The organism is Azospirillum brasilense, from assembly GCF_003349955.1.
Lineage (GTDB): Bacteria > Pseudomonadota > Alphaproteobacteria > Azospirillales > Azospirillaceae > Azospirillum > Azospirillum brasilense_B.
Genome location: NZ_QLKQ01000001.1, coordinates 43,951 through 58,936 on the forward strand (window position 1 = coordinate 43,951; position 14,986 = coordinate 58,936).

At 69.2% G+C, this 14,986-nt stretch carries 15 protein-coding genes; 9 read left to right on the forward strand and 6 right to left on the reverse strand.

Annotated features, from left to right (window positions below):
- Window positions 1-133: 133 nt before the first annotated feature.
- Complete coding sequence (locus tag DXK32_RS00200) at window positions 134-724, forward strand: NADPH-dependent FMN reductase (protein WP_114856654.1); 591 nt, start codon at window positions 134-136, stop codon at window positions 722-724.
- Window positions 725-841: 117 nt separating this feature from the next.
- The gene (locus DXK32_RS00205) at window positions 842-2,341 is read left to right on the forward strand and encodes an L-lactate permease (RefSeq protein WP_114856788.1); all 1,500 of its coding nucleotides are present in this window, start codon (window positions 842-844) and stop codon (window positions 2,339-2,341) included.
- A gap of 115 nt (window positions 2,342-2,456) precedes the next feature.
- Here DXK32_RS00205 and DXK32_RS00210 read toward each other — a convergent pair whose 3' ends face one another.
- From DXK32_RS00210 to DXK32_RS00235, 6 genes are all read right to left on the reverse strand, one after another.
- Entirely contained in the window at window positions 2,457-3,254 is a 798-nt protein-coding gene (locus DXK32_RS00210; protein ID WP_114856655.1) for a DeoR/GlpR family DNA-binding transcription regulator, read from the reverse strand.
- A 74-nt stretch (window positions 3,255-3,328) separates the two neighbouring features.
- Window positions 3,329-4,405, reverse strand: coding sequence for an ABC transporter ATP-binding protein (locus DXK32_RS00215; protein ID WP_114856656.1), 1,077 nt, complete (start codon window positions 4,403-4,405; stop codon window positions 3,329-3,331).
- Between the two features lie 4 nt (window positions 4,406-4,409).
- Window positions 4,410-5,231 carry a carbohydrate ABC transporter permease gene (locus DXK32_RS00220; RefSeq protein WP_162801019.1) on the reverse strand — a complete coding sequence of 274 codons (822 nt, stop codon included), beginning with the start codon at window positions 5,229-5,231 and terminating at the stop codon, window positions 4,410-4,412.
- Window positions 5,232-5,235: 4 nt separating this feature from the next.
- Window positions 5,236-6,138, reverse strand: a complete 903-nt coding sequence (locus tag DXK32_RS00225) for a carbohydrate ABC transporter permease (RefSeq protein ID WP_432612336.1) — start codon at window positions 6,136-6,138, stop codon at window positions 5,236-5,238.
- Window positions 6,135-7,406, reverse strand: a complete 1,272-nt coding sequence (locus tag DXK32_RS00230; protein ID WP_114856658.1) for an ABC transporter substrate-binding protein — start codon at window positions 7,404-7,406, stop codon at window positions 6,135-6,137. Before DXK32_RS00230 ends, DXK32_RS00225 begins: the two co-directional genes overlap by 4 nt.
- An 89-nt stretch (window positions 7,407-7,495) precedes the next feature.
- Window positions 7,496-8,131: a class I SAM-dependent methyltransferase gene (locus DXK32_RS00235; protein ID WP_114856659.1), complete on the reverse strand. Its 636-nt coding sequence runs from the start codon at window positions 8,129-8,131 to the stop codon at window positions 7,496-7,498.
- Window positions 8,132-8,348: 217 nt separating this feature from the next.
- Here DXK32_RS00235 and DXK32_RS00240 point away from each other — a divergent pair, with 217 nt between their 5' ends.
- The 7 genes from DXK32_RS00240 to DXK32_RS00275 all read left to right on the forward strand — a co-directional run bounded on the left by DXK32_RS00240 (window position 8,349) and on the right by DXK32_RS00275 (window position 14,962).
- Window positions 8,349-9,377, forward strand: a complete 1,029-nt coding sequence (locus DXK32_RS00240; protein ID WP_114856660.1) for an AAA family ATPase — start codon at window positions 8,349-8,351, stop codon at window positions 9,375-9,377.
- Window positions 9,367-10,224 (forward strand): ParB/RepB/Spo0J family partition protein, encoded by an 858-nt coding sequence (locus tag DXK32_RS00245; RefSeq protein WP_114856661.1) that lies wholly within the window; start codon window positions 9,367-9,369, stop codon window positions 10,222-10,224. Before DXK32_RS00240 ends, DXK32_RS00245 begins: the two co-directional genes overlap by 11 nt.
- A gap of 131 nt (window positions 10,225-10,355) precedes the next feature.
- A complete protein-coding gene (locus tag DXK32_RS00250) occupies window positions 10,356-10,826 on the forward strand; it encodes a hypothetical protein (RefSeq protein WP_114856662.1) in 471 nt (156 codons plus the stop codon).
- A gap of 82 nt (window positions 10,827-10,908) precedes the next feature.
- Complete coding sequence (locus tag DXK32_RS00255) at window positions 10,909-11,760, forward strand: hypothetical protein (protein ID WP_114856663.1); 852 nt, start codon at window positions 10,909-10,911, stop codon at window positions 11,758-11,760.
- A gap of 70 nt (window positions 11,761-11,830) precedes the next feature.
- Window positions 11,831-12,388: a hypothetical protein gene (locus DXK32_RS00260; protein ID WP_114856664.1), complete on the forward strand. Its 558-nt coding sequence runs from the start codon at window positions 11,831-11,833 to the stop codon at window positions 12,386-12,388.
- A 291-nt stretch (window positions 12,389-12,679) separates the two neighbouring features.
- Window positions 12,680-13,420 carry a beta-ketoacyl-ACP reductase gene (locus tag DXK32_RS00265; RefSeq protein ID WP_114856665.1) on the forward strand — a complete coding sequence of 247 codons (741 nt, stop codon included), beginning with the start codon at window positions 12,680-12,682 and terminating at the stop codon, window positions 13,418-13,420.
- A gap of 366 nt (window positions 13,421-13,786) precedes the next feature.
- Window positions 13,787-14,962 (forward strand): acyltransferase family protein, encoded by a 1,176-nt coding sequence (locus DXK32_RS00275; RefSeq protein WP_114856666.1) that lies wholly within the window; start codon window positions 13,787-13,789, stop codon window positions 14,960-14,962.
- Window positions 14,963-14,986 lie beyond the last annotated feature (24 nt).

Here is a 14,986-nt window from a genome sequence, read left to right on the forward strand (position 1 = left end):
CGCCTCGATCCGGAGCGGAGACGCGGGCCGGTCCCCGATCCCGCGAGTTGCGGCGCAGGGACGGGGGCGGCACCATCCTCCACGCGCACCGTTGGAACGGACATCCCTCTCAAACCGCAACAGGACAGCCACGATGACCGACACCGCCACGCCCGTCCGCCTTCTCGGTCTTTCCGGCAGCATCCGCCGCCACTCCCACTGCACCGCGGTGCTGAACACGCTCGCCAACTCGCTGGGCAGCTCGGCGGACGGCAAGGCGCAGATGACGCTCTTCCCGCTGAACGACATTCCGCCCTACGATCCCGACCTGGACGCCGAAAACACCCCGGCCCCGGCCAGCGCCCTGCGCGACGCCATCGCCGCGGCCGACGGGCTGGTCATCATCTCCCCGGAATACAATTACGGTATGTCGGGTGTGCTGAAGAACGCGCTGGACTGGGCGTCGCGCCCGGCCATGAAGTCGCCGGTGCGGGGCAAGCCGATCCTCATCATGACCGCCTCCCCCGCCTTCACCGGCGGTGTGCGCGCCCAGCACGAAATGCGCGAGACGCTGTCCGGCATGATGGGCCGGGTCATCGCCCGCCCGCAGGTGGTCATCGGCATGGTGCACGAGAAGATCAAGGAAGGCCGATTGGCCGACCGGGCCGCGCTGGACTTCGCGCTGGCCGCCATCGACGACCTGCTGGCGGAAATCGCCCTGCTGCGCGGCGCCAAGGGCGCCTAAACCGCCGGGGGGACGGGCCGGGCGCGCGGGGCAGCCGCGCAAAGACCGATGGGGCTGGCCCAAGCGTGCCGATATTAGTATATCAGCACGCTTCTTCCACGGTCCCCTGTGTCGATCATGCCCCTGACCCTCCATCTTCTGCCGCTCGCCGCCACCGTCGCCCTGCTCGTGTCGCGGCGCGTCAGCATGCTGACCGCCGGGACCGCGGGTATGGCGCTGGCCGCCGGGGTGCTCATGGCGGCCCTGATGGCGGCGCAGCCGAGCGGCGCCACCGCTCCGGATTGGCCGGCCCAACTGCCCGGCCTGCTCCCCGCCGTGGCGCTGAAGGCCGGCGAGGGAGCGTGGCTGGCGTGGCACGCCATGTCGATCATCGCGGCGGGCCTGCTGTTCCACCGCGCCTTCGAGGCGCGGGCCGTCAAGGCCGAGGCGCAGGTCGAGGCGAAGACCCCGGCCGAGCGCCGCCGCGCCGTCTTCGTCGCCTGCCTGCTCGCCGGCCCCTTCGCCGAATCGGTGACGGGGTTCGGCGTCGGGCTGGTGGTGGCGCTCGCCCTGCTGCGCCCGCTGAACCTTCCGCCGGCCCATGCCGCGGCGCTGGGCCTGTTCAGCCAGATGCTCGCCCCCTGGGGCGCGCTGGGCGTCGGCACACGGGTCGGGGCGGAGCTGATCGGCGTGTCCTTCACCGAGCTGGGGACGGCCAGCGCCGCTCTGATGGTGGTCGTGCTGCCCAGCCTGCTGCTGGTGTTCTGGCGGCTGATCCACGGTGCCGGGCTGACCTCCAGCCTGACCGACCGGGTCCGGGACGTTGCCCTGATGCTGGCGCTGGCCGGGCTGCTCTGGCTGACCAACCGTTTCGTGGCGCCGGAGTTGGGCGGCGGGCTGGCGACGGCGGTGCTTCTGCTGGCGGTGGAGGCGCGACGGCTGCCGCGCGACGCCGCCGGCCTGTCGCGGCTGCTCACCCTTCTGTGGCCCTATGTGGTTCTGGTCGGCGGGCTGATGGCAACCCGGCTGGTGCCGCCGCTGTCGGGCTGGACGGCGAACTCGCTGGTCCTCGACCCGTTCGGTGGGCTGGCGCCGATGCCCCTGCTGCGCCACCCCTCGACATGGCTGGTCGCCATCGCCCTGGTCATGCTGGCGAGCCTGCCGCGCGGGCGTGCCCTGGCGGTGGCGGGTCCCGCCCTGCGCGCGGCGCTGGTGCCGATGGCGGCGACGCTGGTCTTCGTGGAGCTGGCCGCCTTCATGGCCGCCTCCGGCGGGGCCACGGCCTTCGGGCAGGCGTGGCAGGCGGTGGCGGGCTCCGCCGCCGTGCTGGCGGTGCCGGTGCTGGGGGCGGCGACGGGGATGCTGACCGGCTCCAACACCGCGTCGAACGCCCTGATGATGCACATCCAGGTCAATCTGGCGTCGGGCAGCGGCCTGCCGTTGATCGCCGCCGCCGCGATCCAGGTCGTGGCCGGCAGCGTCTGCACGCTGCTCACCCCCGGCCGGATCGTGCTGGCCTCCAGCCTGCTGGGGCTGACCAAGGCGGAATCCGCGATCTACCGACTGGCGCTGCCCATCGGCCTCGCTTCCACGGCGTCGCTGCTCCTCGTCGTCGTCGCCTGGGTCTGGCTGGCTTAAAGCGGATCGCGATCCGCTTTGGACCGCGACGGCGGTCCCGGTCGCACATGCGACCGGAGCCCGCCGGCGAATGAGGCGATGTGAGTTTAAAGCGAACGAAAGTTCGCTTTAAGGTTCAGTCCTGGGGTTCCGGCTCGGCCGCGCGGTCGGGGAACAGTTCCTCCACCCGCACGCCCGCCTCCCGGCAGATGCGGGCCAGCCGGTCGGAGGGCAGGACGTCGGTGACGAAGGTGTGGACCTGTGAGATATGGCCGATGCGCACCGGTGCGGTGCGTTCCAGCTTGCCGCGGTCGGCGACCAGGATGACGTGGCGGGCGTTCGCCATGATCGCCTGCGACACCCGCACCTCGCGGTAGTCGAAGTCGAGCAGCGCCCCGCTCTCGTCGATGGCCGAGGCGCCGATCACCGCGAAGTCGGCCATGAACTGGTTGAAGAAGTCAATGGCGGCCTCGCCGACGATGCCGCCGTCCGACCGCCGCACCACACCGCCGGCCACGATCACCTCGATGTGCGGCTCGGGGCGCAGCAGGTTGGCGACGTTGATGTTGTTGGTGATGACCACCAGCCCGCTGCGTCCCTGGAGGGCGCGGGCGACCTCCTCCGTCGTCGTGCCGATGTTGATGAAGAGGGAGGAGCTGTCGGGCACCAGCTCCGCGGCGCGGCGGCCGATGGCGCGCTTCTCGTCCTGGGCGATCAGCCGCCGCGCCTCGTAGCCGAGATTCTCCACCCCCGACCCGGCGACGGCGCCGCCGTGGACCCGCTGGAGCAGGCGGCGGTCGCACAGCTCGTTCAGGTCCTTGCGGATGGTCTGCGGCGTGACGTTGAAGCGGGCGGCCAGATCGTCGACCAGCACGCGCCCCTGCTTGCGGGCGAGCGCCAGGATGTCGGTCTGCCGGGGAGTCATGATGTCCATGGCGGCATTCAAGCCGACCGTCGCTTCGCCCGCAAGTTCATTTGAAAGCAAACCAGGGCGATCCACCCCTACGCTCAGAGCCTTTGCCCGTCGGACCCGAAGAGATGCGCGGTTTCACCCCGCAGGTTCAAGCGCAAGCGCTCCCCCGCCGCCACCGGCCGGTCGCCGTCGAGGCGGACCAAGAGCCTTTGCCCGTCCTCCAGCGCGGCGTGGCAATGGGTCTCGCCGCCCAGCCGCTCCACGGCCAGGATGGTGGCGAACAGGCCGGCTCCTCCATCGGCCAAGCCGACATGCTCCGGCCGCACTCCAAGGGTCAACGGCGTGCCCGCCGCCGGCGCGGCACCATCCACAGCAATGTCCAGAGGCACCCCGCCGGGCAGCCACACCCGCACCGACCCATCCGCCCGCCCCTCCGAGACCACATCCAGGAAGTTCATAGCCGGCGAGCCGATGAAGCCGGCGACGAAGCGGTTGCGCGGTCGGTGGTACAACTCCAGCGGCGTGCCGGCCTGCTCCACCCGTCCGGCGTTTAGCACGACGATGCGGTCGGCCAGCGTCATCGCCTCCACCTGATCGTGGGTCACGTAGATCATGGTGGCGCGCAGGTCGGCCTTCAGCTTGGCGATCTCCAGGCGCATCTGCACGCGCAGGCCGGCGTCAAGGTTGGACAGCGGCTCGTCGAACAGGAAGACCTGCGGCTCGCGCACGATGGCCCGCCCGATGGCGACCCGCTGGCGCTGCCCGCCCGACAGGTCGCGCGGCTTGCGGTCGAGCAGGTCCTCGATCTGCAGCAGACGCGCGGCGTCGCGCACCCGCTCCGCGATGGTCGCCTTGCCGGTCCGCGCCAGGGTCAGGCCGAAGGCCATGTTGTCGTAGGCCGTCATGTGCGGGTAGAGCGCGTAGGACTGGAAGACCATGGCGATGCCGCGCGCCGCCGGTGGCCGGTCGTTCACCCGCTGCCCGCCGATGGACAGGTCCCCGCCACTCGGCTCCTCCAGCCCGGCGATCAGCCGCAGCAGCGTGGACTTGCCGCAGCCGGACGGCCCGACGAAGGCGACGAACTCGCCGTCCGCGACCTCCAGGTCGACGCCGTGGATGACCTCGATCCGCCCGAAGCTCTTGCGCACCCCGCGCAGCGTGACGCCCGCCATTGCCCTACCCCTTCACAGCGCCGGCGGTCAGGCCGGAGACGATCCGCCGCTGGAACAGCAGCACCAGCCCGATCAGCGGCACCGTCACCACCACGGACGCCGCCATGATCTGGCCCCAGGGCAGCTCGTACTGGCTGGCCCCCGACATCAGCGCGATCGCCACCGGCACGGTGCGCGCGTCGTCGGTCAGGGTGAAGGTCAGGGCGAACAGGAACTCGTTCCAGGCGGCGATGAAGGCGAGCAGCCCGGTCGCCGCCAGCGCCGGCCCCATCAGCGGCAGGAACACCCGCGTCACGATCACGAAGGGGCCGGCCCCGTCCACCATGGCGGCCTCCTCCAACTCTTTCGGCAGCTCGCGCATGAAGGTGGTCAGCACCCAGACGGTGAAGGGCAGCGTGAAGATCAGGTAGGACAGCACCAGCGAGCCGATCCGGTTGTAGAGGCCGAGCCAGCGCACCAGCTCGAACAGGCCCGACAGAACGGCGACCTGCGGGAACATCGACACGCCCAGCACCACGAACAGCAGCAGCCCCCGCCCGCGGAAGCGCACCCGCCCCAGCGCGTAGGCGGCCAGAACCGCCAACCCCAGCGACAGCGCGACCACCGCCGAAGCGGCCATCAGCGAATTCAGGATGTTCCGCCCGAAGGGCTGCTCGTTGAAGATCGCCGCGTAATTCGCCAGCGAGGGATGCGACGGCCAAGCCTCCACCGTGAACAGCGCGCTGCCCGCCTTCAGCGAGGTGACGATGGCCCAGGCGAAGGGAAACACCGCCCAGGCGACGATTCCCAGGACCATGAGAGCAAAGACGATCCGTCTCAGGCCCATCCTCTCATCTCCCCGCATCGACGCGGACGCGGCCGAGCGTCACCGCCAGCACGGTCGCCACCGCCAGCACCAGGACCAGCAGGGTCGCCGCGGCGGAGCCGTAGCCCACGTCCTGGAAGTCGATCAGATATTGCCGGGCGTAGACCGACATCGACATGGTCGAGCGGCTGTTTCCGGTCAGCACATACATCAGGTCGAACACGCGCAGCGCGTCCAGCGTGCGGAACAGCACCGCCACCATCAGCGCCGGACGGATCAGCGGCAGGGTGATGCGGACGAACACCTTCACCGGATGCACCCCGTCCACCCGCGCCGCCTCGTAGAGGTCGCGCGGCAGCATCTGGAGCGCGGCCAGGATCAGCAGCGCCATGAAGGGCGTGGACTTCCAGACATCGACCGCGATCACCACCGGCAGGGCCAGATCGGGGTCGGCGGTCCAGGCCCGCGGTTCGGCGATCAGCCCCAGCCCCATCAAAATCGCGTTCACCACGCCGTAAAGGTCGTGGAACATCCACCCCCACATCTGGGCCGACACCACGGTGGGGATCGCCCAGGGAATCAGGACGGCGGCGCGCAGCAACCCGCGCCCCGGCAGATGCGCGTTCAGGATCAGCGCGATGCCCAGCCCCAGCGCCGTCTCGATCCCCACCGACACCACGGTGAAGACCAGCGTGTTCCACACCGCCCGCCACCAGACGGGGTCGCGCACCAGCCATAGGTAATTGTCCACCCCCACCCCCTGGAAGCTGTCCAGCGTGGCGAGCGTCGCGTCGGTGAAGGAGAAGAAGACGGTGCGGACCAGCGGCCAGCCGGCCACCCCCGCCAGAACGATCAGCATCGGCAGCAGGAACAGCCACGCCGCCCGGCGCCTCTGCCGCTCCAGGCTGGAATGCGGAAGACCGCTCACCAGCGCCCTCCCCGACTGATGCGGACCAGAGCCTCCTTGAGGTCCGGCAGCATCGCCTTGGCGTCCTGCCGTCCGGTCAGCACCTCGTGGACGTTGGCGTAGAACTCCGCCGACACCTGATTGTAGCGCATGCCGGTCGCCTGGGCCGGGCGGTTGACCGCGTTGGCGATGGAGTCGGCCAGCGCCGCGAAGAAGGGGTTGGCGGCCAGCACCTCCGCGTCCTCGTAGAGCGCCGGGATGGTCGGGTTGGAGGCGCCGTGGATGGCCCGGCGCTTCTGCTCGGCCAAGCCGGTCAGGTGCAGCGCCAAGTCCGCGGCCTCGTTGGGATGGGCGGAGAATTTGCTGACCGCCAGCAACTGCCCGCCCAGCGTGGCGGTGTGGCGCCCCTCCGATCCACCCTTGGGCAGCGGCACCACGGCGACCTTGCCGCCGACCGCGCTGTCCGCCGCGTTGACCAGCGTCCACGCGTAGGGCCAGTTGCGCATGAAGACCGCGTTGCCCGACTGGAAGACGCCGCGCGCCTCCTCCTCCATGTAATTGAGGACTCCGGGCGGGCTGATCGAGCCGACCCAGCCGTGGGCCATGGCCAGCGCCTCGGCGGCCTGCGGGTTGTCGATGGTGATGGCGCCGTCGGGGGCGACGATGGTGCCGCCGTTGCGGCTGGCGATCCATTCCAGCGCGTTGACGGTCAGCCCCTCATAGGCGCGGCCCTGCCAGACATAGCCCCACATGCGGTCGCGCCCGGCGGCGCGCTCCGCCCGCTGAATCATCGCGGCGGTGTCCTGAAGCTCCTCCCAGGTCTCCGGCACGGGGCGCCCGTGGGCCTCCAGCAGGTCCTTGCGGGCGTAGAGGACCCCGGCGTCGGCGAACCAGGGCATCGCGACCAGCCGCCCCTTGACCGTCGCCGCCTCGATCATCGCCGGAAGATGTTGGCGGACGGTGTCCGGCCCGGCGCGGTCCTTCAGGTCGATGAAGTAGTTGCCGAGGATGCCCGGCCAGACCACGTCGATCTGGAACACGTCGATGTCCGGCGACCCGGCGGCGAGGAGCTGCTGGTAGAGCGCCAGTTGCTCGCTCGCCCCCTTGGGCGGGGAGACGAAGCGGACCTCGTTGCCGCTACGCCGCGCCCACTCCTGCGCGCCGTCGCGGCACAGGTCGAAGCTGATGCCGAGCCCACTGCAGGCGAGCGTCACCGTCGCCCCGGCGGCGGGCAGCGCCGAGACGGCCGTCAGCATCCCCGCCAAGAGCAACGCGCACCGCCGCGCCATGGAATCCCTTCCATTCCCGGTTGATCCAGGTCCGGAAGGGAAACTCCAATGGCCGCGGTCGAGTTCCCCGGCGCTTATGCTCCGGCCCGTCAGGCGGGCGTGGCGGCGTCGCGGCGGCAGTGCAGCAGGCTGAACAGGCCGAAGGGCGGAACGGTCTGCAACTCCTCCACCGTCAGACGGGAGCCGGACATCAGCGTGTCCAGCGTGAAGTCGGGACGCCAGCCCAGCTTCTTGGAGAAGGGGGCCATCCAGTTTTCCACCGAGCGGCGGATGCCCGGCTTGTCGGCGGCGAAATGGTTGACGATCAGAATGTCGCCGCCGGGACGGCAGACACGCTCCAGCTCGTTCATCGTGCCCTGCGGATCGGGAACCACCGTCATCACATACATGGCAACCACGAGGTCGAAGCTGCCATCGGCGAAGGCCAACTTGCCGGCGTCCATCTCCAGCAGCCCTTCCACATTCTCCAACCGCTCGCGGTCCACCCGGTCCTGGGCGACGCGCAGCATCTCCGACGACAGGTCGATACCGACCACGCTGTTGTCCTTGCGGTAGTCGGACAGGGAGATGCCGGTGCCCACGCCCACCTCCAGAACGCGCAGGCCGCCCCGCCGGTTGATCCACTTCACGGCGGCGTGCCGGCCCGACGCCAGCAGGTTCCCGAAGACGGGGTCGTAGAAGCGCGCGTAGCGCCGGTAGGCGGCGCGGATGGAGTCGGCGTCCATTGGGTCTTCCTCACGATTCCTGGCGCAGATTTTTTCGGCCGCGACCATAGCGGCCTTTCGCACCACAGGAAAGCCGCAGCGCGTCCCCCTTGTTCCACGCCGGGCCGCACTTCCGTGTCCATTTCGAAGCGTCATCACATGTGAAGCACGGCGGTTGACACCACCATCAACATGACTCATGGTGCCACCGCGATCACCCCAAATAAGGGATGCCCCCGTGGCCCACGAGATGAGCGGCGAGGAGCTGCGCCGCTACCGCGAACAGCGCGGCATGAACCAACAGGCTCTGGTCGGCTGGCTGAACGAACGGCTGAACCGGCGCTACGACCGCGCCAAGATCTCCCGCTGGGAAACCGGGGCGGAGCGGATTCCGCAGAACGTCGCGGGCGCCCTGAAGACCGCGACGGAACCGGTGGGCATCCCCGCGGCGGCGGCGGTGCGGGCGGCCCCGGTGGTGTTCTGCGCCGCCAACCAGAAGGGCGGAGTCGCCAAGACGACCACCTGCGTCAACGTCGCGTGGCTGCTCGCCGGCTCGGGACGGCGCGTGCTGCTGATCGACTGCGACCCGCAGGCCAACGCCACCGTGCATCTGGGCGTCGATCCCCACGAGCGGGAGCTGGCCAAGGCGACCCTGACCCACGCGCTGAAGGCCAGCCGCCCGATGAAGGAGTTCATGACCCCGGTCTGCGACGGGGCCTTCGACCTGCTGCCCTCCTCCATCTCGCTGGCGGCGGCCGACCGCGAGCTGCTGCGCCAGCCCAACGGCACGCTGATCCTGCGCGCCAAGATCGCCCAGCTCGCCGGCCAGTACGACTTCGTGGTGCTGGACTGCCCGCCGCATCTGGGCGAGCTGACCGTCTCGGTGCTGAACGCCGCCGACCAGCTGCTGATTCCGACCCAGACGGAGATGCTGTCGATGATGGGCATCCCGCAGCTGTTCGAGACCATCGCCGGCGTGCGCGAGCTGGTGAACCCGCGCCTGCAGATCCTCGGCGTCCTGCCGACCATGTACAGCCCGCGCCGCCTCCAGGACGAAACGGTGATGAAGGAGCTGCGCGAGCTTGCCGCGGCGGAGCAGCTCCACCTCTTCTCCCCGGTCAAGCGGGCCGCCGATTATTCCAAGAGCGTGATGGCCGGGCGCCCCGGCCTCGCCTACAACCCCAACTCCGCGGGCGCGGAGAGCTACCGCGAGATCGCCGACGCCCTGCTGGCGCTCGCCGGGGAGGAGATGCGCCATGGCGCGTAAGCTCGACACCTCCAACGCCGGCCTGTTCAAGCGGGCGCTCAGCCGCACCGGCAGCGGCGGGGGCAGCAACGCCGCTCTGTTCGGCCTGTCCGGCAAGATGCGCCACCGCGAGATCCCGCTGGAGCAGGTGGAGCCCAACCCCGACCAGCCGCGACGCAACGCCCGCGAGGCCGACATCGCGGCGCTGGCCGCCTCGATCGGCGAACGGGGCCTGCTGCAGCCGATCAATGTGCGGGAGGTCGCCCCCGACCGCTTCCAGATCGTGGCCGGGGAACGGCGCTACTGGGCCTTCCGCACCCTGGAGCGGGAGACCATCCCGGCGCTGATCATCGACACCGACGACGTGCAGGCGCTGGCCCTGATCGAGAACGCGCAGCGCGTCGACCTGCACCCCATCGACCTCGCTTTGACGCTTGCCAGGCTGATCGGCGACAAGGGGCTGACGCAGGAGCAGGCCGCCGTCCTGATCGGCAAGTCGCAGGAGTATGTGGCCCGCCTGCTGGGCATCCTGCGCCTGCCCGCCCGCATCCTGGAGGAGGCTCCGGACCGGCCCGCCGTCTCCGTTTCCCTTCTCATGGAACTGGCGGAACTGCCCGACGAGGCGATCCAGCTCGCGCTCTGGAAACGGGCCGGCGACGGCCTGACCGTGAAGGACGTGCGCAACGCCAAGCAGGAGCGCAAGGCGGCCCTCCCGGCCACCCCGTCCGCGGCACCCGCCCTGCGGGCGTTGCGCAGCAATGTGGACAAGATCCACAGCCTGCGCGCGTCGGGCCATGCGCTGGCCGAGGACCAGCGGCGGGAGCTGCGCGATCTGCGGGACGCCATCGACGCCCTCCTGAGCGAGTGAAGACCAGGAAAAAACATCCAGACAGGAGATTTCTTATCACGAACCCGCGTCGATAGCGGTCATTGGACAGAATTCGACTCTTGCGCGATGCTTGGCGGTGTTCCGCCATCCGTCTCCAGAAGGGTGCAACCATGTCCGATACCGCCGTCGCCAACCCGACCGCCTCCACCGCCCCCTTGCCGGCCGTCCAGGCGCCTGCGGCTCCATCCGCGCCTCCGCCGAGCGGCGCCGCCGTCATCCAAAACGAGCAGGGCAAGGCGAACTCCCTGCTGAACACCATCGCGGACAAGCTGGACCGGCTGGTCACGCTGACGGTGGTCACCGCGATCGCCGACATCGACGTGGTGCAGGACGATCCCAATCAGGTCGGCTTCACCTGCCGCCCGAAGTCCGGCACCACCATCGAGGCGTTCCAGACCCAGGTGAACCTCGTCACCGGCGACATCGAGAACCTGATCAGCCGCGATTTCGCGACCAACACCGCCTATCACAGCCTGACCGAGTTCCATCTCGCCCAGGTGACCAAGAGCAGCGACATCGTCAGCACCAACCTGAAGGCGATCCGCGATCTGGCCGTCCAGATCTCCGGCCGCCCGAGCTGACCCGCAGGCGGACCGCGGCGAGGGCGTTCCTTTCCCCGCCGCGGCCCGCCCCCACGCCCTCCCCAACTCAGCAAGGTGGCCGATGTCCCAGTTCGTCGATCTGGCGCGCAACCTTCTCGCGCTCGAAATCAACACCGTGCTGAAGACCGGCATCTCGGCGGAAAAGATGCCGATGGCGGGGGACGCGCTGATCGATCTGGCGCAGGAGTATTATGTCTTCCTGTGCGAGGCGCTGGAGGTCTTCGGCAGCCGCGAGACGGCGATCCTCGCCCCCTGGGCCGGCCCGATCTCGGACAGCTTCCATTGGGGGATGGCGCCGTTCGTCCCGCCGTCCGACACCGCCCGGCCCGACCGCTACGACCCGTTCTTCTTCAGCCGCGACCTGCCGGGCAACGACCCCGCCCGCGGCACCACGCTGAAGGTCTTCGACGATTTGCGCGAGGTGGCGAGCTGGCTGCGCGAGATGACCGACCGCACCCTGGACGCCGCGCGGCAGCCCGGCGCCACCGCCGACCTGGTGTCCGCCGCGGCGCTGATCGACCAGGACACGCTGCCGATCCTGATGCGCATCCAGCGCAATTCCGACCAGATCAACGACGTGCTGCGGCGGCGCGGTCTGGACACCGTCAGCTATCTGCGCGGCATGGACGAGGAGGTCCGGCGCATGCCGGCGCTGAAGACCGCCGACGTGGTGACCATCCGCAAGGCCTGGGACGTGGGGACCGAGCTGGTGGTCATGCAGTCGACGATCCAGATCGACGGCGACGTGGTCACCCGCCTGCTGAAAGGCCGGGACAACGCCGGCAGCAGCGTCGTGATCGGCGTCCACAAGGACGCGGTGGACGTCTCCTTCCGCTACTGGAGCTTCCTGATCGACGCGTTGGGACGGTTCGCGGGAAAAGCCGTGAACACCCTGGTGGGAGACACGGGGTAGCCCGCTGCGCCGACGCTTCCTCAGCGACCTGCCGCATGGCTTCACCTGGAGGCGCGACGCCCTGGCCGAGATGGTCGGGCGCCTGCGCCGGGGCAAGGCCGGCCTGATCCCTCGGCGCGGGCATGGCATCGCCCTGGCTCTCCAGTTCTTCGTCCAGGGGGGGCGGACGATCGGCCTGCGCGTGCCGGTGGCCGCGCCATCCCCCAGCGGCCTGCGCACCATCCCGGTCCGCGTGTCGATCCAGCCCGACGGCGACGTCCTGGTCGCGCTGCCCCGCGCCGCGGTCGAGGACGGGCGGTTCGACGCCGCCGCGGCGAGGCGCCTGATCGCGCAACTGCGCCGGCTGGTCGGCCGGCTCACCACGACGAACCCACTGTGGGGCATCGACGCGCTGCAAGCGCTGGGGGAGGCCGTCACCGCCGTGGCCGGGCTGTGCAGCGGCGGCGTCCTGCTGTGGAACGGCTTCGAGCAGATGACCGCCGGGCGATGGGCGCACAGCGCCGCGACGCTCGCCCTTCTGGCCGCTCCGGCCGCTCTGGCGAAGCTGCGGCCCTGGCTTCTGGGGGCGGTGGCGCCCCGGCTGTTCCCGCTCGCGCTCAAGGCCGGCGAGAAAATCCTGCGGATTTGAGCCGAATCCGACTGGTCACACCACTTGGTGCGGTGCAGTAAGGCCCTGAAAAGTCATTTCTTATTGACATTCCTGTGAAAAATCGCACCCGCTCGCATCTGCGATGTTGCAGCGCATTGGCCCGGAGCCGGACTTGTTCTATGTTATGCCTGCCGCCGCGGTTGATGGCCCCCCCATAAGGACCATTGGCACGACAGCATCCGTAACAAGAAGCAACCCCTTTGCTTCTGCGGTCCACCAGCGGGCTTGCCTCACCAGGAGCTGGCCGTTTCTATTACTGGAGCGATTGTAATGTCTCAGAAGATCGCGCTCGTCACCGGTGCCATGGGCGGTCTCGGCACCGCCATCTGCCAGGCCCTGGCCAAGGACGGTTGCATCGTGGCGGCGAACTGCCTGCCGAACTTCGAGCCGGCCGCCGCCTGGCTGGGCCAGCAGGAAGCCCTCGGCTTCAAGTTCTACGTGGCGGAAGGCGACGTTTCCGACTTCGAAAGCTGCAAGGCGATGGTCGCCAAGATTGAGGCCGACCTCGGCCCGGTGGACATCCTGGTGAACAACGCCGGCATCACCCGCGACAAGTTCTTCGCCAAGATGGACAAGGCGCAGTGGGATGCGGTCATCTCGACCAACCTGAGCAGCCTGTTCAACGTCACCCAGCAGGTGTCGCCGAAGATGGCCGAGCGCGGCTGGGGCCGCATCATCAACATCTCCTCGGTGAACGGCGTGAAGGGTCAGGCCGGCCAGACCAACTACTCGGCCGCCAAGGCCGGCGTGATCGGCTTCACCAAGGCGCTGGCCGCCGAGCTGGCCACCAAGGGCGTCACCGTCAACGCCATCGCCCCGGGCTACATCGGCACCGACATGGTCATGGCGATCCGTGAGGACATCCGTCAGGCCATCACGGACAGCGTCCCGATGAAGCGCCTGGGCCGCCCGGACGAGATCGGCGGCGCGGTGTCCTACCTCGCTTCGGAGATCGCCGGCTACGTCACCGGCTCGACCCTGAACATCAACGGCGGCCTGAACTACCAGTAAGCCACTGGGAGCAAACGGCTCGTTGAACCACACGGCCCGTTCCCGGTTGCCAAGCCGGGAGCGGGCCGTGCGCCTTTCGCTCCTCGAAGCATCCCTTCAAAGTAAAACGCCCGGGATCGGGCGGACCGTTCGCGCCATGCACCTCCCCTTTGTGCCATGGCTTCGGTAACGGCCGATCATCTGAACAGTATACTCCCGCAGATTTCCTGTTGAATCCGTTCGGGCCCCTGTATCCGCGGCCCCCAACGGGTATGCTCCCCGGCAGCACGCAAGTTGCGTCCAGAGGCCGCACCGCGCTCGTCTTCCGGAATCAACAGACGTCGAGAACCTGCACATGGGCACATCCCATGCAGGAAGGGAGGAATCGTGCCTGAAACGCCGATAAAGCACACTCTGCCGGGGGACGGGCAGGCCCGTCACAGGTCCGGGGCCGACTACGTCTATGGGATCGACATGGTGCGGTTCGCCGCGGCTTTGCTGGTCACCGGCTTCCACCTGACCTGGCGCGACCCGGCGGTCGCCGACATCATGTGGTCAGGCTGGGCCGGGGTGCAGGTCTTTTTCGTGGTGTCGGGCTTCGTCATCGCGAATTCGGCCAACAACGCCACCCCGGTCGCCTTCATTCGGTCGCGTCTGCTGCGCCTCTATCCGGCGGCCTGGGTCTGCTCCATCCTGTGCCTCGTCGCCCTCGTGCTGATGCCCGGTCCCGATCCGGATTTGGCGCGGCGCTTCATCGCCTCCTTCACGCTGGCGCCCGCCGGCCCCTACATCGCGTCGGCCTATTGGACACTGCCGGTCGAGATCGCCTTCTACGGCGCGGTGTTCCTGCTGCTGTTCAGCGGGAATTTCCACCGGCTGCCGCTGTTCGCCCTGGCGCTGACCGCCGCCAGTTCGGCCTATCTCGGCGTCTACAGCCTGCATGTCTTCGGCGTCGTCAACCTGCCGTTCCTGGAGTTCGAGTACGGCATGCTGAACATGACGCTGCTGCGCCACGGCGTGTTCTTCGCACTGGGCATCTTCCTGTGGCTGTGGTCGCGCGGCAAGCTGACCCGGACGGGCATGGCCGCCGCCCTGCTGGCCTTGATCGCCGCGCCGCTGGAGATCACCGCCCGCTCGGTGGAGTTCGTGGAGCGCTCGCCCGTCCCGCTGAACCTCGCCGATCTGTGGATGAACCCGCTGCTGATCTGGGGCGCGTCGCTCGTCGCCATCGTCGCCTCGGCGCGCTGGCGGGCGGAGATCGCCGCGCTGCCGCCGTCCCTGCTGGCCCTGCTGCGCATCATCGGGCTGGCCACCTACCCGCTCTACCTGCTGCACGAGGTGATCGGCGGCTTGGCCAAGGCGCTGGCGATGCAGGCCGGGGCCTCCTCCATGGCCGGGGCGGTGACGGGCGGTGCGCTGTCCATCGCCGTGGCCCTGCTGGTCGCCGCGGTCCTGGAACCGGCGGTGCGCGACCGGCTGCGCCGTCTGCTCGACATCCCGCAGGCCGCCTTCTCGGCCCGCCCCGCCTTCAGCACCTTCTACCGCTCCGGCGGAACCGTGTGACCAATCATCTGACCGTTACCAAAC